A 24,821-nucleotide genomic window follows, 5' to 3' on the forward strand; every position below is an offset into this window, starting at 1 on the left:
TGACAGCGCTACCGCGGCAATCGAGGCGCCGGGCTGGGCACACTCGGCAACGATCTGCGCCTTGAGGGGTTTGGGATAAGAGCGTCGCTGGCGCAACGTGGGGAGTTCGGTCTTCGGCATGGTGTCCACCAAAAAGAGGTGGACACTAAGCAGGACTGAACATGGCCTCAAGATGGGTTGCCCGGGCGCTTACTCTTGTCCACCCGGTCGTTTGGCTTGTACGGCGCAAACAGCAGCTCAAGGATGGCGTTGTAGAAGCGCCCTTCATCGGGAACCGGCGGCGCCTGCATGCACAGGACTGGTACGCGGATGCCATCGCCTTCAGGGTTGTCGTCGGCAGGATGTTGGGCGCAGAACCGCTGTACCAGCATGGTCTTGCCGTTGTTGGTGTCGCCGACTACCAGCAGATTGGGCATACGGTGCGATTGCGGATAGGTCAGCAGATCTTCCAGCTTGGCCAGGATGGCTTTCGCTTGCGGGTAGCCGATCCAGCGAGGTGCGCGAATACGCTCGATCCGTTCGGCATCGCTGAGCGCGAGCAACTTGAGAGTCGATTCGTTCAAGCGGCTCATGTCAGGTCATCCATTTCATCAAATGGCAGGATGGCCGGCGTCGTCTGTATCGGCATTGGGATTGGTACTGTCTTTGGTTCAACCTGCTCTGCAGGCGGGCGGGGCACCTCTTGGTTGTGCTTCCGGCGCAGCGCGGCGCGCCGGGTCGATAGGGTTTTGGTCTGGGCCGTCTGCTCGATCTCGCGCATGCGGTCATAGGCTTCGAACAGCTCTCGCTCCTCGACGTGACGCCTGCCGTCTGCCTCGGCACGGCGCTTGGCCTCGCGCATTTCCCAAATGCTGATCGGCGGATGTGAAGTGTTCCGGTAGGGAATGGGGTAATAGATATTCACCTCAGGGTCGTAAAACCAAACCGTGCTGATATCGCGCGGGTCGCGCCGGAACATGAATTTGCGTTTGTATTTGGGGGCGACCGGGTCAGGGGCGTTGATCCAGCGGCGTAGCACGTCGTGATAGTAATGGATCTCGTCGATCACCACGCCGTAGTCCTGCACCGTCCGTTCTTCGTAGGGCATCAGGTCGAGCCGCAGCCGATTCTCGTCGGTCATTCTTGCTGGTAGTCCACGGCCCGGTGCGTCCTTGGTGCCGAAGACGCCTTGGCGGTATTTCTCCATCGGCGGCATGTTGAGGCTGGAGTGCACGCGCTGGTGATAGACACTGACGATGAACGTCACCAGCCATTCCTCAAATTCGGTCAGCGTCAATGCCGCCTTGCCCACTGAGTCGTAGTCCCCACGTTCTCGGGTATTCGAAAAGGTGGTGCCCGGCAAGGTATGGATCTCTTTGGCAAAGGTGCCGAGTAGCCGTTCGATGTGCCCACCGAAATGGGGGCGCGCTACCGGGCGCCACTCAATATCGATGCCGTATTCGTCGCAGGCGCGCTTCAGCATGTTGCCGCGAAACTCTTTGGCATTGTCCATGTGCAGCTTCGCGGGTACGCCCCAGCACGGCCATTCGCCTTTGATACCGTGTTTGGCTAGCCAGGCTTCCTTGGGCAGGATAGCGTTGGCGAGGCACTGGCCAGTAGATAGCGCGCCTGGCGGGTCGAACGACACGTAGAACCCGACAACCATCCGGCTGAATACGTCGATGGCGAGCGTGATCCACGGACGGCCAACCGGACGCCGGTCGATGTCGTCCACCAGGATGATGTCCAGCGGCGTGTGATCGATTTGGACGACGGCCAAAGGCCACTCGGCGCCTGGGAAGCTGCCTTCGATCGGCGAGTAGGCATGATCGGCTGCTTTGCGGCCCTTGCGCTTGGCCATCACCTGTTCGCCGGCAAGTTGTTTGAGGCGATTGCGTATGGTGTTGTCGTGCGGAGGTTCGAATCCTGCATGTAAGCAACGCTTGCGCACTTCGTCGCACACCTTCTGTTGCGACTTGCGCTGCTTGGTCAGGTATTCGCTTTCCACGACTGCCTGGATGATGGTTTCGATTTCCGGCGCGAACTTGGTGGTGCCTTTGTCGCTACGAGTGCGCGGCAGTAGGGCAGTCAGCAAGTGGCTGTCGTCGTATCGCTGTATCCACTCGTAGAGCGTGTTCGTATGGTGGCCGAACAGCTTACCGCGCTCGGTGACGTCTTGCCGGCTGCGATCCGGTTTGTCGAGCAATGGGCGGATGATTTCATAGCGCCGTTTGGCTTCTTCCCAGTCTTTGTCGAGCACTTGCAGCAGCTCGGGACGGTTTGCAGGCTGCGCATTACCGACTACCGCTTCCAACGCGGATACCTTGGCATGGCAGACCTGGTCGGTTTCCTCATCGACCAGCAGCACCTCATCCAGATCGAGCACATGGGTAATGCGATGAAGCCGGTTTTGATAGATGACCGCGGTCCCTGGTTGCAGCTGCAGCATCGTACTCGGCGTATTCATTTGCGAAGGCTCCAGATTGGGCTGCTCATCGTCAGTTTGGTCGAAAGGTCGGTACCGATTTGGCGGGTGCCGACTAAGTACCAGAGGGACGGGAGCAGGCGTGCCTGATTCCATTGATCTTGGAATGCCGACTCCAGTAGCTCTGACGGCGTAGTTCGGCGCAATTGGCGCAGTCGCTCATCGAGCAGATCCATGTGCGCATCCTCGGCCGGGCCTTGTCGGACGAATGGCAACAGGAACTTGGCGTTGTCGAGATAGGGAGTGCGGATCTCTACCTCGGTGACGATCTTGAAGCGCCATCCTTGGGGACGGGCGAAATGCACGGCAGCACGCAGTTTGGGCCGCAGCTGTAACCAGTCATTGCGCAGTTCGTCGCGGTATTTGACCTCGTAGAGCGTTTTGCTGCTCTGCCCATGCGGCAGATTGAATGTGGCGAGTACGTCGGGGGTGTAGCGGCGCGGTTTGCCGTCCGAATCCGTCCAGTCGAGCGTTAGTGGCTGAACTTCGAAAGTTTCGACCGCGGGGTCGAATTCCAGCAGTGCGATGAAATCGCGCTCCAGCGTCGATTCGAACATGGCCGGGCCGTCTGCCTTGGTATGTGCGGCAATGCCGGTCACGTTACGGTAGTTTTTGGGGATCTTGCGCACGGGCATGATTGACCTCACTCAGTACACAATAGCACTGTAAATCATGAGTTGGTACAAAAAAGCGGTGTGGGGCAGTAGTGAGCAGCGATATAGAACGGGTAGGAAAATGCACTTTCAGTACAAACGAGCGTTGGAAGTCACATGGCCTGACCCGCTCCCTCTGCCGGCAACGGCATGGACAGAAAAGCCGGGAACGCAGACGATGCGTTTCCGGCTTTTTTGCGGGAGCCGGTCAGCGCCCGTGCCTTCACTGCCTGTCTTGCCGGCCGGCGCAGGAACGCATGGCGGCTCATGCGGCCTGTCCGTGCCGGGGTATAATCGGCGCCCGCGCCATCGGTCCGTCACGGACCACCCCATTTACCCGCAGCCCGCCACACCCCCACCGGTTCCCATGCTCAGTTATCGCCACGCCTTTCACGCCGGCAACCACGCCGACGTGCTGAAACACACTATTGAATTGCTGCTGCTCGACTATCTGGGCCAGAAGGACAAGCCGTACTGGTACGTCGATACCCATGCCGGTGCCGGCTGCTACGCGCTCGATCAAGGCTATGCGACGCAGAATGCCGAATTCGAGAGCGGAATCGCCCGGTTGTGGGAGCGCGACGATCTGCCGGCACCGCTGGCGCGCTATGTCGACCTGGTCAGGGAGATGAATCCGGATGGCGTGCTGCGCTTCTATCCCGGCTCGCCGTACGTGGCGGCACGGGCGGTACGCAATCAGGACCGGCTGCGGCTGTTCGAGCTGCACCCGGCCGACAGCCGCATGCTGGAAGAAAACTTCGCCGACAGTGGTCGCCGGGCGCAGGTCGTGGTCGGCGACGGTTTCAACGGGCTGAAGAGCGTGATGCCGCCGCAGCCGCGGCGGGCGCTGACGCTGATCGACCCGCCGTACGAAGACAAGCGCGACTACCAGCGCGTGGTGCAGGCACTGGCGGACGCCCTGCAGCGCTTCCCGACCGGCACCTTCGCCATCTGGTATCCGCTGCTGCAGCGGCTGGAAGCGCGCGAGCTGCCGGCGGCGCTGAAGCGGCTGCCGGCCAGCGGCTGGCTCAATGTCACGCTGAGCGTGCAGGCGCCGTCAGCGGACGGCTTCGGCATGCATGGCAGCGGCATGTTCATCCTCAATCCGCCGTGGAACCTGCCGGACACACTGGCGACGCTGATGCCATACCTGGTCAGCGTGCTCGGCCAGGACGACCGGGCACGCTTTACGCTGGATCACCGCATCTCGTAGCCTCAGGCCGGTTTCGGTCCACGCTTCAGCCGCTCGCCCCGGCCGCGCAGCCATTCCAGCACCAGCAGCATGACGGCCGACATCAGGATCAGGATGGCGGCGGCAGCGGCGATGGTCGGGCTGATGTTCTCGCGGATGCCGGCGAACATCTGCCGGGGCAGCGTCACCTGCTCCGGTCCGGCCAGGAACAGCGTGACCACCACTTCGTCGAACGAGGTGCCGAATGCGAACAGCGCGCCGGACACGATGCCGGGTGCGATCAGCGGCAGGGTGATGCGGAAAAAGGTCCGCACCGGGTCGGCGCCAAGGCTGGCACTGGCACGCAGCAGGTTCAGATCGAAACCGCGCAGCGTCGCGGTCACGGTAATGACCACGAACGGCACCCCGAGCGCGGCATGGACCAGAATCAGCCCGGTATAGCTGTTGGCGATGCCGAGCGGGGCGAAGAACAGGTAGGTGCCGACACCGACGATGACCACCGGCACCACCATCGGCGAGATCAGGATGCTCATCAGCAGGGCCTTGCCGGGAAAGTCGCTGCGCGCCAGTCCGAGCGAGGCCAGCGTGCCGAGCACGGTGGCGATCACGGTGGCAGCCGGGCCGACGATCAGGCTGTTCTTCAGCGAGCGCATCCACTCGTCGGCAGTGAACAGCGTTTCATACCAGCGCAGCGAGAACGATTCGATCGGGTACAGCAGGAAGGTGCTGGACGAGAACGACAGCGGCACGATCACCAGCAGCGGCAGCATCAGGAACACCAGCACGCCGACACAGAATACGCGGAAGGCCCAGAACCAGGCTTTCTCCAGCGGTGTTGCATAGACAGGCAACATGACATTCACTCCTTTCGCCGGCCTCAGCCCAGGCTCAACCGGTTGGCGCCGACCAGCTTGCTGTACACCGCGTACAGCGCCATGGTCGCCAGCAGCAGCAGGCCACCCAGTGCCGCAGCCATGCCCCAGTTGATGGTGTTGTTGGTGTAGAAGGCCACGTAGTAACTGACCATCTGGTCGTTCGGGCTGCCGAGCAGCGCCGGCGTGATGTAGTAGCCGATGGAGATGATGAATGCCAGCAGGCCACCGGCGGCAATGCCCGGCAGGGTCTGCGGGAAGTACACCCGCCAGAACGCGCCGATCGGATGGCTGCCGAGCGACACGGCGGCTCGCAGATAGGTCGGCGGTATCGACTTCATCACGCTGTACACCGGCAGGATCACGAACGGCAGCAGGATGTGGACCATCGCCACGTAGACGCCAACGCGGTTGAATGCGAGTTGCAGCGGTTCATTGATGAGCCCCAGCGCCATCAGCCCGGAGTTGACCAGTCCTTCCGATTGCAGCAGCACGATCCATGCGGCGACCCGCACCAGCACCGAGGTCCAGAACGGCAGCAGCACCACGATCATCAGCAGGTTGGCCTTGCGCGTCGGCAGGTTGGCCAGCCAGTAGGCAATCGGATAGCCAAGCAGGATGCACAGCGAGGTAATCACGACGCCCATCCACAGCGTGCGGCCGAAAATGCTCAGGTAGGCGGATTCGTCGGCCGACATCCGTTCCACCTGGCCGCTGTCGCCGACGCGCATGTCCAGCGAGGCCAGCAGGTAGTACGGGGTATAGGACGAGCCGTTGCGGGCGATCGCGTGCCAGATGGCCGGATCGTTCCAGCGTTCGTCGATGTCGACGAACTGCGTTTTCAGCGGGCCGGCGGCAGGGTCCAGCGGCATATGCCGCGCAGTCCTGGTCAGCAGGGAACGCGAACCGGCAATTTCCATGTTCAGCCGCTTGGCGGCCTGGGCCACGGTCTTGTCGGCATGGGCGCGTTCCAGATCGCGCGCCAGTGCGGCAAAGGCGGTCTCGCCCGGCACCGCCTTGCCATTCCAGTCCTGCAGCGCGACCACGGTATGCGGCAGCGTGCCGACGACTTCCGGATTGTCGACCGCCCGCTTCAGCAGGCCGGCGATCGGCAGAATGAATACCGCCAGCAGGAACACCGCCAGCGGTGCGATCAGCAGCAGGGCGCGCACGGTTTTCAGCCGCTGCTGCCGTTTCAGCTGTACTGCCAGCGGCTCGCCGTCCAGCGACATCAATTGCCCTGCGGCATTGCGGGGAAGAGTCATGTCCATCGACGTCCTCGTTACGGTCTGTGGGAAACGCCGTCATGGCGAAGTGTTGCAGGCGGGCTGCCGGCCCCCGTCGCGGTGGGCGCCGGCAGCAGCCGTCTTACTTGGCGGCCCAGGCGTTGAAGCGGTCTTCCAGCTCTTCGCCGTGATCAACCCAGAACTGGACGTCCATCGCCAGCGCGCCCTTCAGGTTCTGCGGCGAGGTCGGCAGTTCGGCCGCGACCTGCGGCGGAATCAGCTTGATGGCGGCCAGATTGCTCGGGCCGTAGGCAATGTTTTCCGAATAGGTCTTCTGCTGCGCCGGCTGGCTGGCAAAGGCGATGAACTTCATCGCTTCGGCCTTGTTCGGCGAGCCCTTCGGGATGGCCCAGCTGTCCACGTCGTAGATCGAGCCGTTCCACACCACCTTCAGGTTCTTGCCTTCCTTCTGCGCGGTTTCGATGCGCCCGTTATAGGCCGAGCTCATCACCACGTCGCCGGAGGCAAGGAACTGCGGCGGCTGCGCGCCGGCTTCCCACCACTGGATGTTCGGCTTCAGCTGGGTCAGCTTCTTGAACGCGCGCTCGACGCCGGCCTTGGTGCCGAGGGTCTTGTACACATCCTGCGGCTTGACGCCGTCCGCCAGCAGCGCAAATTCCAGTGTGTACTTGGCGCCCTTGCGCAGGCCGCGCTTGCCCGGATATTTCTTCACGTCCCAGAAGTCGCTCCAGCTGGTCGGCGCGGTCTTCAGCTTGTCGGCGTTGTAGGCGATCGCCGTGCTCCACACGAAGATGCCGATGCCGCACTCGCTGACCGTGGCCGGCTTCATGTAGCCGGACTTGGCGCCGAGCTTGCTCCAGTCGAGTTTTTCGAAGATGCCTTCCTCACAGCCGCGCAGCAGTTCCGGGGTTTCGACCTCGACCACGTCCCAGGTCGGCTTGCCGGCCTCCACCATCGCCTTGACCTTGGCGACTTCGCCGTTGTAATCGACCGGAATGATCTTGCTGTTGCCGGCCTTCTCGAACGGGCGATAGAACGCCTTTTCCTGCGCCACCCGGTTTGCGCCGCCAAACGACACCACGGTCAGGTCCTTGGCCAGCACAGGGGAACCCGCCACCACGATGGCGGCGGCAACCGCCAGTTTCATGCACTTCGACATTCCATTTCTCCTCGGGATACAACTGGGTCTTGTGACAGTGTTCGGGTGACCGCGCTTGTCCCGGCGGCCGGCGGGAAAATCCCGTACTCAGGCGGCGTCGAGCGCACGCAGGTCCTCGCGCCGCCAGCCCAGCGTCAGCCGCGCGCCGTGGCGCTGCATGCTGTCGGTCAGATCGGCGATCGGCACCTTGATAAAGAAATTGGGTTGTCCCGGCACGTTGACGCGCAGGCGGACGTGGTCGCCGAGATAGATGGTTTCGGTCAGCGTGCCCTCGATGCGGTTGTCGCAGGCAGCCGCAGCCTGGTCGAGGCGGACGCGTTCGGGGCGGATCGACAGCGTGGTCGCGTCGCCGGGCGCGTTGACACAGATGGCGCGGGCGGACAGGTCCTGCCCTTCGACCCGGGCCACACAGTAGCCGTTGTCCAGCGACACCACCTGCCCGGCCAGCACATTGTTCTCGCCGATAAACTGGGCGACGAAGCTGTTGGCTGGCGTTTCGTACAGCGCGGCCGGGCTGTCGATCTGCTGGATGATGCCGTCCTTGAACACCGCAACCCGGTCGGACATGGTCAGGGCTTCGGACTGGTCGTGGGTCACGAACACCACGGTCACGCCCAGTGTCTGGTGGATATGCTTGATTTCCAGCTGCATGTGTTCGCGCAACTGCTTGTCCAGCGCACCAAGCGGTTCATCCATCAGCACCAGCTTGGGTTCGAACACCAGCGCACGGGCCAGCGCCACCCGCTGCTGCTGCCCCCCCGACAGCTGCGACGGGTAGCGATGGGCGAGTTTGCCGAGTTCGACCATACCCAGGGCCTTCTGCACCCGTTCGGCAATCTGCGCTTTGGCGACACCGCGCACGGTCAGCGGGTAGGCCACGTTGTCGCCGACGGTCATGTGCGGGAACAGTGCGTAGTTCTGGAACACCATACCGATGCCGCGCTTGTGCGGCGGCATGCGGTTCAACAGCTGACCATCGAGCCGGATCTCGCCGGCGGTCGGCGACTCGAACCCGGCCAGCATCATCAATACCGTGGTCTTGCCGGACCCCGACGGGCCAAGCAGGGTCAGAAACTCCCCGCGGCGGATGTCGAGGTCCAGGCGTTTGACTACCAGGCTGTCGCCGTCATAGCTCTTCTGCACGCCACGGAAGCTGACCAGCGTATCGGACTGCGTCTGCTGCTCCATCTGTCTCTCCTGCTTTGATCACCAGAAATACCGCTATGCGGAACACGGTTCTATTATTTGGAACAGAATATAGCCGCCTTCATCAGGACGTAAAGTATTTGCTCTAACCGTTCCAGCCGTTGATTCGTTTACTGCAGTGCAGCAAGCAGCATGCCAGCCAGGGCGGAAAGCGCCCATGTCACTGATATGAAAAGAAATTATTTTATGCAGGTATTGGATTTACCGTAGACCTGTGCCCGAAAACCGGTCCCCGATAAACCCCATCGGCATCATGGATGTGCGCAGGTTTGCGCAATGGAAAGTGCCGCCACCGCCGGTATCGACGGTGGCGGCAGGGTGTCCTGACGTCGCTCAGTGCAGGCCGGCCCGGCTCAGGAAACGCACGCTGCCGACCCCTTCGACCCAGAAAGCGCCGTCGGTCATCGGCTCGGCATCTTCGAGATCGGCCACGGTAAAGCGGATGTCGCGCCCGTCGACCTTGCATGACAGTGCCACATCATCGTCATCCGGGCAGTCGTCCGATCCGCAGATGAAATCGGGAACCGCCAGCTGGTTGTTGACGACGATATAGTCCACGCCGCCCAGCATCGTGAAGATGTTCATGACGATTCTCCTCTCACGTCCCGGTCGATAGGGTTCGTCCCCCCGGAGCCCGTTACAGCCAGCCGCGCTCGGCGAACGATGTGCAGCACGTTGTCGTGACCACCAGATGATCCACAAGCCTGATATCGACCAGCGACAGCGCCTTGCTGAGTGTTACCGTCAGATCCCGGTCCGCCCGGCTCGGTTCCGTTTCGCCGGACGGATGGTTGTGGGCCAGGATGACGCTGGCAGCGTTATGCTGCAATGCCGACTTGATCAGCTCCCGGGTGTACACGCGGACCTCGGTCAGCGTGCCACGACTCAATTCCTCGACCGCCAGCACCCGGTTCTGTGCCGACAGGTAAACGGCGACGAAGGTTTCCCGCACCGAGAAGCCGTAGCTGAGCCGCAGATAGTCGCGCACCGCGTCCGGATGACTCAGCGCATTGGCCTGTGACACCCGTTCCGCCAGGCAGCGACGGCCGATCTCGGCCGCGGCCGCCAGTTGCGCGAGCTTGGCCGGCCCGAGTCCCGGCTGTTCGAGCAGCTCGTTGACCGGGGCATGCAGCAATCCGCCCAGTGACACGAAATGCGACAGCATGTCGCGAGCGAGGTCGATCGCGCTGCGTCCCGCCGTGCCGGTCCGCAACAGGATGGCCAGCAGCTCGGCATCGGACAGCACCCCCGCCCCCTGCAATATCAGCCTCTCACGCGGGCGCTCGCCCGGCGGCCAGTCGGTAATCGGCATTCCTTTCCCTTCGTATTAGCTGGAAAAACGCCAGGTGGCTGGAAAACCCCCGATTCATTATGCCGATGCCGGCACCCGGCGCCTAACGGTCGCCCCGGGCCCGGAGCTTGGTTACACTTGCAGTCGACTTCGCCCCGACCGGCGGAGATTTTTCCCACCTTTCCAGGCCAGATTCATGTCCCGACATTTCCTGATTGGCGTCGCCGGTGGCGTCGCTGCGTACAAGACCTGCGAACTGGTGCGCCTGCTGGTCAAGGCGGGGCACAGCGTCGAAGTCGCCATGACCGAAGCCGCCACCCACTTCGTCGGCCCGACCACGTTCCAGGCGCTGAGCGGCAACCCGGTCTATCTGAATCAGTGGGACACGCGGCCGGACAACGGGATGGCGCATATCGAGCTGACCCGCCGCGCCGATGCGTTCCTGATCGCGCCGGCGACCGCCGACCTGATTGCCCGGCTTGCCCACGGTCTGTGCGACGATCTGATCAGCACGCTGGCCGCCGCGCGGACCTGTCCGCTGATCGTGGCACCGGCCATGAACCGCCAGATGTGGGACAACCCGCCAAACCAGCGCAATATCACCCGCCTTGTCGATGACGGCGTGACCGTGTTCGGCCCCGGTTCCGGTGCCCAGGCCTGCGGCGAGGTCGGCGACGGCCGCATGCTGGAAGCCGCCGAGCTGTTCGATCTGCTGGACGGCTTTTTCGTGCCGGACAGCCTGGCCGGACGCAGGGTGCTGCTGACAGCCGGCCCGACCTACGAGGCCATCGACCCGGTGCGCGGCATCACCAATATCTCCAGCGGCAAGATGGGGTATGCGCTGGCCCGCGCCTGCCGCGATGCCGGCGCCGAGGTGACGCTGGTCAGCGGCCCGACCGCGTTGCCGTCACCAACCGGCATCACCGTCATCCCGGTGCAATCGGCGCAGCACATGCTGTCGGCAGTCGAGGCCAGCCTGCCCGGCCAGCATGTGTTCATCTCGGTCGCCGCCGTGGCCGATTACCGGGTCGCCAATACCAGCGAGCACAAGCTGAAAAAACAGGACGGCGGTCCGCCGACGCTGACGCTGGTCGAAAACCCGGACATCCTCGCCAGCGTGGCGGCCCGGGCCGATGCGCCGTTCTGCGTCGGTTTCGCCGCCGAAAGCCAGAACCTGCTCGACTTTGCCGAGCAGAAACGCACCCGCAAGCGCGTACCGCTGCTGGTGGCCAACCTGGCACAGCAGGCGATGGGCGCCGACGACAACGAGGTCGTGCTTCTCGACGATGCCGGTCGTCATCCCCTGCCGCGCCAGAGCAAGGATGACACGGCCCGCGCCATCGTCGCCCATCTGGCGCGGGCACTGGCCTCGCGCTGAGCCTCAAGCGGACGGCGGACATTGCCGACCGGTCGCCCGAGATGTCGAACTGCGGGATAATTGCCCGTTTTGCCCTCTGCAACCCGATTGGAACGCCATGCCCACCATCGACCTGAAAATCCTCGACCCGCGCCTGCAGTCCCACCTGCCGGCCTATGCCACGGCCGGTTCGGCCGGCCTTGACCTGCGCGCCGCCATCGACAGTGACATGGTCATTGCCCCGGGGGAAACCCAGCTGGTGCCGACCGGCATCGCCATTCACCTGGAAGATCCCGGTTTCGCCGCCATGATCCTGCCGCGCTCGGGACTCGGTCACAAGCACGGCATCGTGCTCGGCAATCTGGTCGGCCTGATCGACTCGGACTACCAGGGCCAGATCTTCGTTTCGATCTGGAACCGCGGTCACGAAGCGTTCCGTCTTGCGCCGCTGGAACGCATCGCGCAGATGGTGGTGGTGCCGGTGGTCCAGGTCGACTTCAGGCTGGTCGACGAATTCCCGGTCAGCGAGCGCGGCAGCGGCGGCTTCGGCTCGACCGGCAAGCGCTAGGCCAGCACCGGGCGCCGGACCAGACGGCGCCACAGCGGCGGCGCCAGCAGGATGAACGCTGCCAGCCCCCACAGCGAGATCGCGATCGGCCCCGACCAGAGGATGCCGATCGCGCCATCAGAGATCGACAGGGCCCGGCGCAGGTTCTGCTCCAGCATTTCGCCCAGCACGAAGCCGAGAATCAGCGCCGACATCGGAAAATGCATCTTGCGCAGCAGGTAGCCGAATACGCCGAACAACACCATGAGCAGCAGATCGAACGTGGTGCTGTGGATCGCATAGACCCCGACCGCGCTGATCACGGCGATCAGCGGCACCAGTGCCCAGAACGGCACCGACAGCACGCGGGTGAACAGCCCGATCAGCGGAACGTTCAGCACCAGCAGGATCGCATTGGCGATAAACAGCGAGGCGATCAGCCCCCAGACAATGTCCGGCTGCTCGATGAACAGCATCGGTCCCGGCGTGATGTTGTACAGCGTCAGCGCGCCAACCATGACTGCCGTGGTGCCGGAGCCGGGCACGCCCAGGGTCAGCATCGGCACGAAGGAACCGCAGGCCGACGCATTGTTGGCCGCCTCCGGTGCGGCCACGCCACGGATGTCGCCGTTGCCGAAACGCCCGCCCTTCCCGGCCAGCCGCCTGGCCGTCATGTAGGCAATGGCGCTGGCAATGGTTGCCCCGGCGCCCGGCAGCACCCCGACCACGAAACCGATCAGCGATGAGCGCAGCATGGTCGCCCAGGTCAGCGCCAGTTCGCGCAGATTGAATATCATCCGCCCGGTCTGACGGATCACGGCCTGGCCGTCCCGGGTCTGTTCCAGCATCAGCAGAATTTCGCTGACCGAGAAGAAGCCGATGATCACCACGATGAACGGGATGCCGTCCGACAGCGACAGCAGGTCGAAGGTGAAGCGGTAGGCCCCCGAGTTGGCGTCGACGCCGACCACCGCCATCATCAGGCCGATCAGCACCGCCAGCAGCGTCTTGACCGGCTTGTCGCCGACCATGCTGCCCAGGCAGGCAATGGCAAAAATCATCAGCGCAAAGTACTCGGCCGGGCCGAAGGCCAGCGCCCATTCCGCCAGCAGCGGCGCAAACAGTACCAGGCCAATGATCGCGATATTCGAGCCGACGAACGAGGCCAGCGCCGAGATCGACAGCGCCACGCCGGCCCAGCCCCGGCGCGCCATCGGGTTGCCGTCCAGCGCGGTCATGATCGCACCGGCGTCACCGGGCACGTTCAGCAGGATCGACGAGATCCGCCCGCCGTACTCACAGCCCATGTAGACCGCCGCCAGCAGGATCAGTGCCGTCTCCGGCGGCAGCTTCAGCGCGAAGGCCAGCGGCAGCAGAATGGCAACGCCGTTGATCGGCCCGAGTCCCGGCAGCATGCCGACAATGGTGCCGATAAAGGCGCCCAGGAAACCGACCAGCAGGTTGTCGGGCCGCAAGGCAACCATGAAGCCCTGCCACAAGTGGGAAAGCGTATCCATATCCAGTCCTTATCGATCCAGAAGCCGGCCGGCCGGCAAGGTAACATCCAGCAGCCGGTCAAAGCCGTAGTACAGCCCGATGCCGGAAATGGCCCCCAGCAGCAGGCATGCCAGCCAGCCCCCGCCGAACAGACGGCCGATACCGACGATCAGCAGCGCCGACGCCAGCGGAAAGCCGAGCCATTCGAATACCGCCGCATAAGCCAGCAGCAGCAGCGCCAGCGATGACAGACGGCCCAGGGTCGCCGCGGATGGCCAGTCGGCACGGTCCCCCCGCCGGCAGGCCAGGCAGCCGGCACAGAGCGCCATCAGCACGATGACCAGCAACGGGTAGGCACGGGGGCCGATCGGCTCGTACGAGAATGCGGCTTCGATCTGCCAGCCGATCCCGGCTGCGACGGCGCACAGCGCCAGCCACACCAGGGCAAAAACACGATCACTCATGACAGCACTCCACCATCACGCCAGCGGTCGATGCTGGCGTGAGGCATGGGAAAACGGGAGGGAGCGGGATCTAGCGGACCAGGCCAAACTCGCGCGCCTGGCGCTGGTAATCGCTTACCGACTTTTTGACGAAGGCATCCAGTTCGGCGCCATCGAGAGACAGCGGGAACAGACCGCGCGACTCGCGCAAGGCGGCAAAGCCCGGTGCCGCAGCGGCCTTGCGAAACGCGCTGACCCACCAGTCGTAGTCGGCCTGGCTGACTTTCGGTCCGACGTAGAAGCCGCGGATGATCGGCCAGCTCAGTGCGTAGCCCTGCTCGCGTGCAGTCGGTATTGCCGCAAACTTGCCCGGCAGGCGCTGGTCGGCCAGCACGGCAAGGATGCGTACCCGCTTGGCATCGATCTGGGCCGCCGCCTCGCCGATATCGCCCGACACCACCTGCACATGCCCGCCCAGCAAGGCAGTGAAGGCCTCGCCGCCGCCTTCGAAGGCGACATAGCGCATCTTGCGGTAGTCGACGCCGGCCTGGCGCGCGACCAGTGCCGACTTCATCCAGTCCTGGCTGCCGATAGTGCCGCCGGCACCGAACACGATCCGCTCCGGCGTGGCCCGCAGCGCCGACATCAGCGCCTTCAGCGAGCGATACGGCGAGTCGGCGCGCACCGCGATCATGCCGTAATCGGTGCCGATGGATGCCACCCAGCGCACATCGTTCACGCCGTATTTGCCGTACTTGCCGAGAGCCAGGTTCAGCAGCGAGCCACTGGAGAACGCAACCACACTGTTCGGATCACTCGCGCGCTGGGCAATCACGCTGTTGTAGGCAACGGCACCAATGCCGCCAGGCATGTAGGTCACGCGCATCGGGGCGTCGATCACCTGGCCATCGAGCAATGCGCGTTGCGCCAGCTTGCAGGTCAGGTCGAAACCGCCGCCGGGTTTGGCCGGGGCGATACATTCCGGCCGGGTCGGCGCGGCCTGGGCCTGGCCACCGGCCAGTACGGCCAGCAGCAACCACAGGGATGCGATTCGGGGGGTCATGCTGAGGCTCCTGTTTCCGGGATTCCGGAGGTAATCCAGTATTGGTTTTCTAAAAAACACTATTAATTTCAGCAACTTTCAAACAAGGAACCTGCATGCTAATTGGCAAAAGCTTTCGTCAGACTTTCATCAAGACCCGCATTTACCTGTCGATGGGAAGTGGGTAAAACCGGAGTCTGGCGATGGCGAAACGCCGTCTTTCTTCCCCCCTGCGGACCCCGAATGCGCATTCTGCTGGCAGAGCCCTTTTCCCCATGCCCGGACCGGCTGGCCGGACCGCTGCGGCATGCCGGTCATGCCGTCGACGTCATCGACGATGGCGCAATTACGGACATTGCGCTGGCCAGCGAGGACTACGCGCTGGCCATTCTCGACCTCGCCCTGCCGCGCATGGATGGCCAGGCCGTACTGTCCCGTCTGCGCGCGCGAGGCCAGCGGCTGCCGGTCCTGATGCTGGTCAGCGGCGAGCAGCCCGGCGACCGGGCGCGCATGCTCGATCTTGGCGCCGACGACTGCCTGAGCCGCCCGTTTGCCCTGGACGAGTTCGGGGCGCGACTGCGCGCCCTGCTGCGCCGTGCCCATGCCGGCAATGCCAGGGTTCTGGCCTGCGGGTCGCTGACGCTGGACACCACATCGCGGTTGTTCCAGCTTGACGAGGCACCGCTGTACCTGCCCCGGCGCGAGCAGGCCGTGCTGGAAATCCTGATGCAGAAAAGCGGGCGGCCGGTCAGCAAGGACCAGCTGTTCAATCAGGTCTTCGGGCTCGACGAAGAGGCCAATGTCGAAACCATCGAGCTGTACGTGCATCGCTTGCGCAAGAAACTCGCCGACAGTGGCGCCTCGATCCTGACCCTGCGCGGCATCGGCTACCTGCTCGAACCGGCCGGGGCTTCACCGCGCTGAGCGGGGGGCTTACACTGGCCACATGACTCCGCATACCGAATCCGACCTGTATGCGCTGCTTGATACCCTGCGTATCCCGTTTCAGCGCATCGAACACCCGGCTCTCGACCGCATTGCCGACTTTGACCAAGCCGGCATCTCGCTGCCGGGCCAGGGCATCAAGAACCTGTTTCTGCGCGATCGCAAGGGCAAGCGCTATTTCCTGCTGGTGGTCGGCGCCTACAAGACTGTCGACCTCGAACGGCTTGCGGCGCAGATCGACGTCAACCGGCTCGGCTTTGCCTCCAGTGAACGGCTGGAACAGTTCCTGGGCGTCAAGCCGGGCTCGGTCACGCCGTTCGGCCTGATCAACGATGGCGAACAGGCCGTCGAGCTGCTGCTCGACGACGGACTGGACCCCGACAAGCTGGTCGGTTTCCACCCGCTGGTCAACGACTCGACCGTCTGCCTGTCCTACGCCGATTTCCTGCGTTTTATCGACCATACCGGCCATGTTCCACGCCGCGTCAGTGCCTGAGCAGCCCGTCCGGCCGGCGATCGAACAGCCGGACTTTCAGCAGCATCGACAGCAAGGCCAGTGCGGCGAACAGCCAGCCGCTCCACAGCGCGCCCTGCATGCCGTTCGCACTGATAAAGCCGCCGCCCACCGCCGAGCCGAGCATCACCCCCAGATTGGCGGCTGAAATGTACAGGCTGGTGGCAAAGGCCGGCGCCTCCGGCGCCGCGCTGGTCAGCCAGACCTGGCTGACCACCAGGCCGCTGGTGTGCACGGCCCCCCACAGCAGGCAGATGACGACCATCGCCACCAGCGAGGGCGAGCCCAGGGTGAACAGGACCAGATAGGCCCCGCCCAGTACCAGCGGATACAGCACGGCCGTTCGCACCAGGTTTCGCCCGAGCAGGCGACCGGCCAGCAGGTTGCCGGCTACGCCGCCAACGCCGAACACCACCAGCAGGACGCTGATTGCCTCGCCGCCCAGACCGGTCACGCGGGCCAGGTATTCCGCCGCATAGCTGTAGACGGAAAACATCGTCGCAAACACCAGCACGGTGGACAGGATGTTGAGCCACAGCGCGGGTTTGCGCAGGACCGCCGATGACCGCCCGGCGGCGGATCGGCTCCCCGGCGCCCCTGCCGGCAGCATCAGCAGCAGGCCGGCCCCCGCCACGCCGTTGACCAGCGCACAGAACAGGAACGACGCCTCCCAGGAAAAGCGCGTACCGATCCAGGCCGCAAGCGGTACCCCCAGCACCAGCCCCATGCTGGTGCCAACAAAGGCCATGGTGGTGGCGTGGGTGGCCCGCGACGGCGGATACAGCGCCACGGCGGCGGCAAAGGCCTGCGCGAAGAACACCGGATGCAGCAGGGCCGGCACGATGCGCAGCAGCATCAGTGTGACGAAATCCGCCGCCCAGGCCGACAGCGCACTGCACGCGGCAAACACGAACAACGATCCCGCCAGGACCCGGCGACGGTCGAATCGCGACAGCCACAGCACCATGAACGGTCCGCACACGGCCACGATCAGTGCGAACAACGCCACCAGCCAGCCGGCCCGGGCCACCGTGATGCCAAAACGATCGACGATCAGCGGCAGGATGCCGACCACGCCAAATTCCACGGCGTACAGACCGAACAGCCCCAGCGCAATAAAGAACAGCGGGCGGGCGGCGTTCATGGCTGCTTGCCGGACGCTGCCGCGTCCCCTCCGGCATAGACCGCGTCGCGCAATTCAGTGACAAAGCGGCCGGACATGCCCTCGTACAGCGTGTTGGTGAACGCGACCACACTCAGCCCGCACTGGCGGTCGACAAACCAGGAATGACCATAGGCCCCGCCCCAGCGCCAGGTGCCGGGAGACTCCGGCGAGGCGGCCAGCAGCGGATCGCGCAGTACGGAGAAACCGAGCCCGAAGCCGAAACCCGGCGCATTGGCCAGCGCCAGCTCGCCAGTCTGGTTGCGGCCCATTTCGTCCACCTGCGCAGCAGGCAGCAAGGGCGCCCCGCCCTGGCGCAGCACTTCCAGCAGCCGCAGCAGATCGCCGGCGCTGCCAACCATGCCGGCCCCGGCAGACGGATAGGCATCGCGGTCGACCGCACGTGCCGGCTGAAAGCGGATGCCGGCCGTATCCTCGAAAGCAGGCACGATATCCAGCTCCCGCATGCGCCTCGGCACCGGCGTGTCGCTGACATAGGCCGCCGCCAGCCGTCCGGCGTCGACGGCATGAAAGTCGGTGTCGTCCATCCCCAGCGGGACAGTCACCAGCGCCCGTACCGCCTGTGCCAGCGGCATGGCGCAGATCCGTTCGATCAGTGCGCCAAGCACGTCGGTCGCCAGCGAATAGCCCCAGCTGCTGCCCGGCACATAAGCCAGTGGCACACCGGCCAGCCGGCGCAGGTTCTCTGCCAGCGTGATGCCGGACCGATCCATGCCGTCGGAGATGCCGGCACGGGCATATGGCCCATCGCAATCGGCTTCAAGGAAGCGATAGCCGAGACCGGCGGTATGGCTCAGCAACTGGCGTGGCGTGATTTGCGCCGGCGTGCCATCGGCCAGCCGGGGCTGAAAATCGGGCAGCCAGCAGGTGATGGGCGTATCCAGCATCAGCCGCTGCTGTGCCGCCAGCACCATCGCCGCAGTGCTGACAATCGGCTTGGACACCGAGGCCAGCCGGAACAGCGTGTCCACAGACATCGGCCGGCCGGCCTCGCGATCGGCCAGACCGGCGGCGCGCTGATGGCGCAACTGGCCATCCTGCGCGACCAGGACCACGGCCCCGACCAGCCGCTGCTCGCGCAGGGCCTGGTCAATGACGTGATCGATGCGGGTGGACAGGCTGCCCGGCAGGGGAACTGACGGAGGGAGCATGGAGAAACCTCGGCAATGAGTGGAATGCCGATGATGAAAGCCGCCAGACTAAAGAAAAAGTAGGCTAGTGTTCCTGGATATACGGAACTTTATGTCCGCAATAAAGGGGAGAGGCATGGATAGCCTGAACGGGGTCACTGTGTTTGTGCAGGTGGCCGACACGCGCAGCTTTGTCGCGGCCGGCCGCCAGCTTGGCGTGTCGGCCTCGGCCGTGGGCAAGAGCGTGGCGCGGCTGGAGGACAAACTCGGGGTGCGCCTGTTTCATCGCAGCACGCGCAGCATCACGCTGACAGCGGAAGGCACGCTGTTCCTGGCGCGCAGCCGGCGCATTCTGGCCGAGCTGGAAGCCGCCGAACTGGAGCTGTCGCACAGCGCCGCCGCGCCGCGCGGGCGCCTGCGCGTCAGCCTGCCACTGGTCAGTTCGCTGGTGCTGCCGGTGCTGGCCGACTTCATGCATCACTATCCCGAGATCGAGCTCGACCTCGATTTCACCGACCGGATGGTGGACGTGATCGACGAAGGCTTCGATGCCGTGGTGCGAACCGGCGAGCCCACCGACTCGCGGCTGTCGTCCCGCCTGCTGGGCCACTACCGGCTGCAACTGGTCGCTTCACCGGCGTATTTTGCCCGTCACGGCCAGCCCCTGAGCCCTGCCGACCTGGTCCGCCACCGCTGCCTGCACTACCGCTTTCCGAACTCCGGCAAGCTCGAAGCCTGGCCGTTCATCGGTGGCGACGCCGTGGCGCCGGTGCTGCCGACATCCATGATCTGCAACAACATCGAGACCCGGCTGTGCTTCGCCCTGCGCGGGCTCGGCATCACTTGCCTGCCCGACTTCGCCATCCGCGAGGCGCTGGCCGACGGCAGGCTGCAAAGCGTGCTCGACGAGCATGTCGACCACAGCGGCAGCTTCCGGCTGTTGTGGCCGTCGGGCCGACAGGCATCGCCAAAGCTGCGGGTGTTCATTGATTTTCTTTGCGAGCGGGTTTTCGCATAAGCCGGCATTGCACAGACAAAAACCCCCTGCCGGATACGGCAGGGGGTTTTCCGTTTCTGCAACGCAGCGGGTCGATTACGCCATCAGCTGATTGGCGATCTCGCGCATGCCGGCGGACAGCATGGCCAGATCCAGCTGACCGTAGCCCTTCAGCTCGGCCTGGGTCTGGCGCACGGCGACCAGCGCGCCGTCACGGCCGGACAGCCAGCTGGACGCGTAGTCGTCGGCACCGCATGCCGGGCACGCCAGCGCCGTGCTGGCCAGTTCGCGATGCAGACGATACAGGTCGTCGCGCAGGGCGGTACGGGCCAGCGACTGCCAGCGGTTGTCGCGCGGCAGGCGCGTCACGGCCTGGCTCAGCCAGTCGAGTTCCAGTTCGCGACCGAGCGCATAGTAGGTACGCGCAGCCACCACCAGTTCGACGCCGCTGGCGCGGGCCAGTTCGATGATGTCGAAGAACGCCGGAACGAATTCCAGCCGCGCCAGCGTCAGTGCCAGGCTTTCCGGTACGCCAGCCTCGATCCAGGCCAGCTGGCGGCTGGCAACGCGGGTGTTCAGCGTCGTCGGCACCAGGTCCGGCAAGGCGGCGAGCAGGGTCTGCGCGCCATCGTGGAACTGGGCCACTGCATCGGCCACACCGCTGTAGTTCTTGCGATTGCGCAGCAGCCAGCGGCAGGCACGCTCGATCAGCGTGCGGATCTCGACCATCAGTTCGACCTGCAGGTCGGCCGGTGCCCGGTTGTCCAGCGCCTCGATCGCACGCCACAGGCTTTCGGCACCGAAAATGTGGTCGGCAGCCCAGAACGCGCGGGCGATATCGGCCGCCGGCAGGTTGGTTTCTTCCTGCATGCGGAAGGCGAAGGTCGCCCCCATCCGGTTCACTACCCGGTTGGCCAGCTGGTTGGCGATGATTTCGCGCCGCAGGTGGTGCGACTTCATCGCTTCGCCGAAGCGCTGCTGCAGCGGGTGCGGGAAGTAGTCGACCAGCACCGGTTCGAAGTCGGCGCCATCCGGCAGGTCGCTGGCCAGCAGCGCCTTGTCGAGCGAGATCTTGCTGTAGGCGAGCAGCACGGCCACTTCCGGGCTGGTCAGCCCCTGCTTGGCCAGGCGGCGCTCGTTGATCTCGTCGTCGTTCGGCAGGAACTCGATCTGGCGCTTCAGTTCGCCGGTCTTTTCCAGATGGCCGATCATGCGCTGCTGCGCATTCAGCATGCCCAGGCTGTTGGCGCGGTTGATCGCCAGGATCTGCGTCTGCAGGTAGTTGTTGCGCAGCACCAGCTGGCCGACTTCGTCGGTCATTTCCGCCAGCAGGTCATTGCGCTGCTTCAGCGTCATGTCGCCGGCCTGGATCACCGAACCCAGCAGGATCTTGATGTTGACCTCATGGTCGGAGCAGTCGACACCCGCCGAATTGTCGATGGCGTCGGTGCAGATCAGCCCGCCCTTGCGCGCGAACTCGATGCGGCCACGCTGGGTCGCGCCCAGGTTGCCGCCCTCGCCGACCACACGCACATTCAGGTCGCAGCCGTCGACACGCAGGCCGTCGCTGGCGCGGTCACGCGCATCGGCATGGCTTTCGCTGCTGGCCTTGATGTAGGTCCCGATACCGCCGTTGTACAGCAGGTCGGCTTCCGCCTTGAGGATCTCGTGGATCAGCTCGGTCGGTGCCATGCTGGTGCGCTCGGTCTTCAGCCACGCCCTGACCTCAGGCGTCAGCTCGATCGACTTGGCGCTGCGCGGGTAGATGCCGCCGCCCTGCGAAATCAGCGCCGCGTTGTAGTCGGCCCAGCTCGAACGCGGCAGATTGAACAGCCGTGCGCGCTCGGCGAACGAGGCAGCAGCATCCGGGTTCGGGTCGAGGAACACATGGCGATGGTCGAACGCGGCGATCAGCCGGATATGTTCGGACAGCAGCATGCCGTTGCCGAACACGTCGCCGGACATGTCGCCAATACCGATGACGGTAAAGTCCTCGTTCTGGATATCGCGGCCCAGGTGGCGGAAGTGGCGCTTGACCGACTCCCATGCACCACGGGCGGTGATGCCCATCTTCTTGTGGTCGTAGCCGGCCGAGCCGCCGGACGCGAACGCGTCGTCGAGCCAGAAGCCGTATTCGGCCGACACGCCGTTGGCAATGTCGGAGAACGTTGCCGTGCCCTTGTCGGCCGCTACCACCAGGTACGGATCGTCGGCATCCAGCCGCACCACGTCGGCCGGCGGCACGACCTTGCCGGTCACCAGGTTGTCGGTAATGTCGAGCAGGCCGGAAATGAAGGTCTTGTAGCAGGCGATGCCTTCAGCCAGCCAGGCTTCGCGGTCGGTCGACGGCGGCAGCTGCTTGCAGACGAAACCGCCCTTCGAGCCCTGCGGCACGATGACCGAGTTCTTGACCATCTGCGCCTTGACCAGACCCAGCACTTCGGTACGGAAGTCTTCCATGCGGTCGGACCAGCGCAGGCCACCGCGGGCGACCTTGGAGCCGCGCAGGTGCACACCCTCGACGCGGGTGCCGTAAACCCAGATCTCGTACAGCGGCTTCGGGTCCGGCAGGAACGGGATCGCGCCGGATTCGAGCTTGAACGACATGTAGGCCTTCGGCTGGCCGTCGCGGGCAGTCTGGAAGTAGTTCGAGCGGCGAATGGCGAGAATGACCGTCAGCAGACCGTTGAGGATGCGGTCCTCGTCGAGGTTGGCCACATTGGCCAGTGCATCGCGGATCTCGCCCAGCAGCCGTTCCGCCTCTTCGGCGCTGGCGCGGGCCGGATTCTGCCGTGCGTGGAACAGCGCGACCAGACGGGTGGTGATGGCCGGATAGCCAGCCACGCACTGTTCGACATACTGCTGGCTGAAGGTCAGACCGGCCTGGCGCAGGTACTTGGCCAGCGCGCGGACCAGCGCGATCTCGCGCCAGTCGAGCCCGGCAACCAGCGCCAGGCGGTTGAAACCGTCGCTTTCCAGCAGCCCGCGCGAGATGGCCATCAGCACGTTCTGCAGGTTTTCGCGGGTGGCGTCGTCTTCCAGCGCTTCGGCGGCGACGTCGAGGCCGAAATCATTCAGCCACAGGTCGATGCCGTCGGCGCGGTTGACCCGGTACGGGCGTTCGTCCTGCACCTTGACGCCGAGGTTTTCCAGGATCGGCATGCTCTGCGACAGGCTGACCGGCGAACCGAAGCGGAACACCTTCAGGTGCCAGCCGCTGCCAAGCCGCGACAGCGGGCGGTAGAGCTTGAACGCGATCGGACGCTCGCTGGTCAGCGCGTCGAGGCGGGCGATGTCGGTCACGGCATTGCGCGGTGCAAACTCATCGCGATAGGCAAGCGGGAACGCAGCCTTGTACAGGTTCTGCAGCCGGTTGCCGTCTTCCTCGCCGCGCTGCTCGATCAGTTGCTGATGCAGCTCATCGACCCAGCCGCGTGCGACACGGGCGATTTCCGCTTCGATGTCGTCGACGTCGTATTCCGGCAGCGACGCGTCCTGGATATTGACGATGTAGTGCACGCGCGCCAGGTTGGCATCGGCCACCGAGACCGAGAACTCGCACGACTTGCCGTTGAAGGCGTCAAGCAGGATCTTCTCGACCCTGACCCGCAGTTCGGTATTGAAGCTGTCGCGCGGGATGAACACCAGGCAGCTGACGTAGCGGTGGTAGATGTCGGTACGCGCGAACAGGCGGACGCGCGGGCGTTCCTGCAGGTTGACCAGGCCCTGGGCGATGGTCAGCAGTGCATCGGTCGGGATTTCGAACAGTTCGTCGCGCGGATAGGTTTCCAGCACGAAGTTCAGCGTCTTGGCCTTGTAGCTGTCATCGACGAAGTCGCACAGCCGCACCACTTCGGCAATCTTGTGCCGAAGGATCGGAATGTCCTTCGGCGACGTGTGGTAGGCGCTGGCGGTGTACAGGCCGAGAATGCGGCGTTCGCCGACCACACTGCCGTCGGCGCCGAATTTCTTCACCGCCACGTAGTCGAGGTGGGCTGCGCGGTGGATGCGCGAAATCGACTGCGACTTGTTCAGCACCAGCGCCTGCGGATCGCGGGCACGGGCCTTCATCTGTTCCGGCAGTTGCTCGAAGCTGCCGGAGAACTGCTTGCCGCCCTGGTTGCGCAGGATGCCCAGACCGCTGTCGGCGACGATGCGCAGTGCATCGTGACCATCACGTTCGACGAGGTCATAGTCGCAATAGCCCATCAGCACAAAGTGGCTGTCGGCCATCCACTCCAGGAAGGCGGCTTCTTCAGCGTCGCCGGGACGGCCGGCCAGTTCGGTCTGCAGCTCGCCCAGACGCTCGCGCATCGCCGGCTGGTCGACCACGGCGGCACGCACCGCGTCCAGTACCTGCGCCAGTTCGGCGTTCAGGCTGTCCAGCAGTGCCGCGTCGGTCACGCGGTCGATTTCGATATGGATGAACGATTCCAGCGGCAGCGTGCGGTCTTCGGTGCGGCGGATCTCGGTAATGGCGCCGGCGGCATCGCGGCCGACCGACAGCACCGGGTGGACCAGTTCGTGCAGCGCCAGGTTGTGGCGGGCCAGGAACATCGCCAGCGAGTCGATCAGGAACGGCATGTCGTCATTGACGATCTCGATCACCGAGTGGGTCGACTGCCAGCCGTGGCGTTCAAGCTCCGGGTTGTAGATGCGCGCCTTGTGCGTGCCGGGCTGGCGAACGCGGGCGAATTCGATATGCGCCATCGCCGCGCCGAACAGATCCTGCGCGGACGAGCGCTTCAGATCGGCAGCTTCGGCTTCCTCGTAGTACGCGTGGAATACCGTCGCCATGCGTTTGGCCTGCTCTGCGGACAGCGACTGACGGGCTACGTCGTCGATTGCCGCGATCAACTGGGCCAACTCGGTCTTGTTATTGAGAGACATGATCTCCTCTTGAACGCCTTAGCGTTGTGTTGAAGGCTGCTGAGAGCGTCTTATGACCCCGCACACGGACCGTGACCGGCCGGCGGATGCGGGGACATGACACGCCCTGACATCGGACGTACAACCTGTGGATTCTAATCGTCAGTTGCGGCAACTCATTTCGGTTTTGCGACGCTGCATTACAGCCGGAGC

Annotated in this window: 21 protein-coding genes; 6 read left to right on the forward strand and 15 right to left on the reverse strand. The window is 64.4% G+C overall.

Going from position 1 to position 24,821, the window contains the following annotated elements; genetic code table 11:
- Positions 1-167: 167 nt before the first annotated feature.
- Genes Q352_RS19840 through Q352_RS0104630 form a run of 3 tightly spaced genes read right to left on the reverse strand, consistent with a single transcriptional unit; the run spans position 168 to position 3,099 of the window.
- Positions 168-572 (reverse strand): TniB family NTP-binding protein, encoded by a 405-nt coding sequence (locus tag Q352_RS19840; RefSeq protein WP_084299846.1) that lies wholly within the window; start codon positions 570-572, stop codon positions 168-170.
- Positions 569-2,446 (reverse strand): TnsB C-terminal domain-containing protein, encoded by a 1,878-nt coding sequence (locus Q352_RS0104625; protein WP_036385251.1) that lies wholly within the window; start codon positions 2,444-2,446, stop codon positions 569-571. Before Q352_RS0104625 ends, Q352_RS19840 begins: the two co-directional genes overlap by 4 nt.
- On the reverse strand, positions 2,443-3,099 hold the full coding sequence (locus Q352_RS0104630; RefSeq protein WP_028498326.1) for a heteromeric transposase endonuclease subunit TnsA: 657 nt from the start codon (positions 3,097-3,099) through the stop codon (positions 2,443-2,445). Before Q352_RS0104630 ends, Q352_RS0104625 begins: the two co-directional genes overlap by 4 nt.
- Before the next feature lie 385 nt (positions 3,100-3,484).
- On the opposite strand from Q352_RS0104630, the gene Q352_RS0104635 reads away from it, so the two are divergent.
- Positions 3,485-4,330, forward strand: a complete 846-nt coding sequence (locus Q352_RS0104635; RefSeq protein ID WP_028498327.1) for a 23S rRNA (adenine(2030)-N(6))-methyltransferase RlmJ — start codon at positions 3,485-3,487, stop codon at positions 4,328-4,330.
- A gap of 2 nt (positions 4,331-4,332) precedes the next feature.
- Here Q352_RS0104635 and Q352_RS0104640 read toward each other — a convergent pair whose 3' ends face one another.
- The 6 genes from Q352_RS0104640 to radC form a co-directional block, all read right to left on the reverse strand.
- Entirely contained in the window at positions 4,333-5,163 is an 831-nt protein-coding gene (locus tag Q352_RS0104640) for an ABC transporter permease (protein WP_028498328.1), read from the reverse strand.
- A gap of 23 nt (positions 5,164-5,186) precedes the next feature.
- On the reverse strand, positions 5,187-6,446 hold the full coding sequence (locus tag Q352_RS0104645) for an ABC transporter permease (RefSeq protein WP_233495206.1): 1,260 nt from the start codon (positions 6,444-6,446) through the stop codon (positions 5,187-5,189).
- 103 nt (positions 6,447-6,549) lie between these two features.
- Entirely contained in the window at positions 6,550-7,587 is a 1,038-nt protein-coding gene (locus Q352_RS0104650) for an ABC transporter substrate-binding protein (protein ID WP_028498330.1), read from the reverse strand.
- 87 nt (positions 7,588-7,674) lie between these two features.
- On the reverse strand, positions 7,675-8,775 hold the full coding sequence (locus Q352_RS0104655; RefSeq protein ID WP_028498331.1) for an ABC transporter ATP-binding protein: 1,101 nt from the start codon (positions 8,773-8,775) through the stop codon (positions 7,675-7,677).
- 351 nt (positions 8,776-9,126) lie between these two features.
- Positions 9,127-9,378 (reverse strand): hypothetical protein, encoded by a 252-nt coding sequence (locus Q352_RS0104660; protein WP_028498332.1) that lies wholly within the window; start codon positions 9,376-9,378, stop codon positions 9,127-9,129.
- A 52-nt stretch (positions 9,379-9,430) separates the two neighbouring features.
- On the reverse strand, positions 9,431-10,105 hold the full coding sequence (gene radC, locus Q352_RS0104665) for a RadC family protein (RefSeq protein ID WP_028498333.1): 675 nt from the start codon (positions 10,103-10,105) through the stop codon (positions 9,431-9,433).
- A 175-nt stretch (positions 10,106-10,280) separates the two neighbouring features.
- On the opposite strand from radC, the gene coaBC reads away from it, so the two are divergent.
- Together coaBC and dut are read left to right on the forward strand one after the other, a co-directional pair.
- Positions 10,281-11,462, forward strand: a complete 1,182-nt coding sequence (gene coaBC / locus Q352_RS0104670; RefSeq protein WP_028498334.1) for a bifunctional phosphopantothenoylcysteine decarboxylase/phosphopantothenate--cysteine ligase CoaBC — start codon at positions 10,281-10,283, stop codon at positions 11,460-11,462.
- Between the two features lie 97 nt (positions 11,463-11,559).
- A complete protein-coding gene (dut, locus tag Q352_RS0104675; protein WP_028498335.1) occupies positions 11,560-12,009 on the forward strand; it encodes a dUTP diphosphatase in 450 nt (149 codons plus the stop codon).
- Here the strand turns inward: dut and Q352_RS0104680 are convergent.
- The 3 genes from Q352_RS0104680 to Q352_RS0104690 all read right to left on the reverse strand — a co-directional run bounded on the left by Q352_RS0104680 (position 12,006) and on the right by Q352_RS0104690 (position 14,991).
- Positions 12,006-13,505 (reverse strand): tripartite tricarboxylate transporter permease, encoded by a 1,500-nt coding sequence (locus tag Q352_RS0104680; RefSeq protein ID WP_028498336.1) that lies wholly within the window; start codon positions 13,503-13,505, stop codon positions 12,006-12,008. The two genes, dut and Q352_RS0104680, sit on opposite strands and share 4 nt — an antisense overlap.
- Positions 13,506-13,514: 9 nt before the next feature.
- Positions 13,515-13,949 carry a tripartite tricarboxylate transporter TctB family protein gene (locus tag Q352_RS0104685; protein ID WP_028498337.1) on the reverse strand — a complete coding sequence of 145 codons (435 nt, stop codon included), beginning with the start codon at positions 13,947-13,949 and terminating at the stop codon, positions 13,515-13,517.
- A gap of 70 nt (positions 13,950-14,019) precedes the next feature.
- Positions 14,020-14,991, reverse strand: coding sequence for a Bug family tripartite tricarboxylate transporter substrate binding protein (locus Q352_RS0104690; protein WP_028498338.1), 972 nt, complete (start codon positions 14,989-14,991; stop codon positions 14,020-14,022).
- Positions 14,992-15,213: 222 nt separating this feature from the next.
- Between Q352_RS0104690 and Q352_RS0104695 the strand changes: the two genes are divergently transcribed.
- Complete coding sequence (locus Q352_RS0104695) at positions 15,214-15,894, forward strand: winged helix-turn-helix domain-containing protein (RefSeq protein ID WP_028498339.1); 681 nt, start codon at positions 15,214-15,216, stop codon at positions 15,892-15,894.
- A gap of 22 nt (positions 15,895-15,916) precedes the next feature.
- Positions 15,917-16,411 carry a prolyl-tRNA synthetase associated domain-containing protein gene (locus Q352_RS0104700; protein WP_028498340.1) on the forward strand — a complete coding sequence of 165 codons (495 nt, stop codon included), beginning with the start codon at positions 15,917-15,919 and terminating at the stop codon, positions 16,409-16,411.
- Here Q352_RS0104700 and Q352_RS19845 read toward each other — a convergent pair.
- Both Q352_RS19845 and Q352_RS0104710 read right to left on the reverse strand, forming a co-directional pair.
- Positions 16,401-17,573 carry an MFS transporter gene (locus tag Q352_RS19845; protein ID WP_036385256.1) on the reverse strand — a complete coding sequence of 391 codons (1,173 nt, stop codon included), beginning with the start codon at positions 17,571-17,573 and terminating at the stop codon, positions 16,401-16,403. The genes Q352_RS0104700 and Q352_RS19845 overlap by 11 nt on opposite strands.
- The gene (locus tag Q352_RS0104710) at positions 17,570-18,763 is read right to left on the reverse strand and encodes a serine hydrolase domain-containing protein (RefSeq protein ID WP_028498341.1); all 1,194 of its coding nucleotides are present in this window, start codon (positions 18,761-18,763) and stop codon (positions 17,570-17,572) included. Before Q352_RS0104710 ends, Q352_RS19845 begins: the two co-directional genes overlap by 4 nt.
- A 115-nt stretch (positions 18,764-18,878) precedes the next feature.
- Here Q352_RS0104710 and Q352_RS0104715 point away from each other — a divergent pair, with 115 nt between their 5' ends.
- Positions 18,879-19,760 (forward strand): LysR family transcriptional regulator, encoded by an 882-nt coding sequence (locus Q352_RS0104715; RefSeq protein WP_028498342.1) that lies wholly within the window; start codon positions 18,879-18,881, stop codon positions 19,758-19,760.
- Between the two features lie 75 nt (positions 19,761-19,835).
- Here Q352_RS0104715 and Q352_RS0104720 read toward each other — a convergent pair whose 3' ends face one another.
- Positions 19,836-24,629: an NAD-glutamate dehydrogenase gene (locus tag Q352_RS0104720; protein WP_028498343.1), complete on the reverse strand. Its 4,794-nt coding sequence runs from the start codon at positions 24,627-24,629 to the stop codon at positions 19,836-19,838.
- Positions 24,630-24,821 lie beyond the last annotated feature (192 nt).

The sequence above is a fragment of the Microvirgula aerodenitrificans DSM 15089 genome (genome assembly GCF_000620105.1).
Taxonomy (GTDB): domain Bacteria; phylum Pseudomonadota; class Gammaproteobacteria; order Burkholderiales; family Aquaspirillaceae; genus Microvirgula; species Microvirgula aerodenitrificans.

What these genes read in the sequence shown, in the direction of transcription:
- Q352_RS0104715 (WP_028498342.1), top strand. Translation starts at nt 18,879, where the DNA reads ATGGATAGCCTGAACGGGGTCACTGTGTTTGTGCAGGTGGCCGACACG.
- Q352_RS0104680 (WP_028498336.1), bottom strand. Translation starts at nt 13,505, where the DNA reads ATGGATACGCTTTCCCACTTGTGGCAGGGCTTCATGGTTGCCTTGCGG.
- Q352_RS0104635 (WP_028498327.1), top strand. Translation starts at nt 3,485, where the DNA reads ATGCTCAGTTATCGCCACGCCTTTCACGCCGGCAACCACGCCGACGTG.
- Q352_RS0104710 (WP_028498341.1), bottom strand. Translation starts at nt 18,763, where the DNA reads ATGCTCCCTCCGTCAGTTCCCCTGCCGGGCAGCCTGTCCACCCGCATC.
- Q352_RS0104700 (WP_028498340.1), top strand. Translation starts at nt 15,917, where the DNA reads ATGACTCCGCATACCGAATCCGACCTGTATGCGCTGCTTGATACCCTG.
- Q352_RS0104625 (WP_036385251.1), bottom strand. Translation starts at nt 2,446, where the DNA reads ATGAATACGCCGAGTACGATGCTGCAGCTGCAACCAGGGACCGCGGTC.
- Q352_RS19840 (WP_084299846.1), bottom strand. Translation starts at nt 572, where the DNA reads ATGAGCCGCTTGAACGAATCGACTCTCAAGTTGCTCGCGCTCAGCGAT.
- radC (WP_028498333.1), bottom strand. Translation starts at nt 10,105, where the DNA reads ATGCCGATTACCGACTGGCCGCCGGGCGAGCGCCCGCGTGAGAGGCTG.
- coaBC (WP_028498334.1), top strand. Translation starts at nt 10,281, where the DNA reads ATGTCCCGACATTTCCTGATTGGCGTCGCCGGTGGCGTCGCTGCGTAC.
- dut (WP_028498335.1), top strand. Translation starts at nt 11,560, where the DNA reads ATGCCCACCATCGACCTGAAAATCCTCGACCCGCGCCTGCAGTCCCAC.
- Q352_RS0104685 (WP_028498337.1), bottom strand. Translation starts at nt 13,949, where the DNA reads ATGAGTGATCGTGTTTTTGCCCTGGTGTGGCTGGCGCTGTGCGCCGTC.
- Q352_RS0104650 (WP_028498330.1), bottom strand. Translation starts at nt 7,587, where the DNA reads ATGTCGAAGTGCATGAAACTGGCGGTTGCCGCCGCCATCGTGGTGGCG.
- Q352_RS19845 (WP_036385256.1), bottom strand. Translation starts at nt 17,573, where the DNA reads ATGAACGCCGCCCGCCCGCTGTTCTTTATTGCGCTGGGGCTGTTCGGT.
- Q352_RS0104690 (WP_028498338.1), bottom strand. Translation starts at nt 14,991, where the DNA reads ATGACCCCCCGAATCGCATCCCTGTGGTTGCTGCTGGCCGTACTGGCC.
- Q352_RS0104655 (WP_028498331.1), bottom strand. Translation starts at nt 8,775, where the DNA reads ATGGAGCAGCAGACGCAGTCCGATACGCTGGTCAGCTTCCGTGGCGTG.
- Q352_RS0104695 (WP_028498339.1), top strand. Translation starts at nt 15,214, where the DNA reads ATGCGCATTCTGCTGGCAGAGCCCTTTTCCCCATGCCCGGACCGGCTG.
- Q352_RS0104640 (WP_028498328.1), bottom strand. Translation starts at nt 5,163, where the DNA reads ATGTTGCCTGTCTATGCAACACCGCTGGAGAAAGCCTGGTTCTGGGCC.
- Q352_RS0104720 (WP_028498343.1), bottom strand. Translation starts at nt 24,629, where the DNA reads ATGTCTCTCAATAACAAGACCGAGTTGGCCCAGTTGATCGCGGCAATC.
- Q352_RS0104645 (WP_233495206.1), bottom strand. Translation starts at nt 6,446, where the DNA reads ATGACTCTTCCCCGCAATGCCGCAGGGCAATTGATGTCGCTGGACGGC.
- Q352_RS0104630 (WP_028498326.1), bottom strand. Translation starts at nt 3,099, where the DNA reads ATGCCCGTGCGCAAGATCCCCAAAAACTACCGTAACGTGACCGGCATT.
- Q352_RS0104660 (WP_028498332.1), bottom strand. Translation starts at nt 9,378, where the DNA reads ATGAACATCTTCACGATGCTGGGCGGCGTGGACTATATCGTCGTCAAC.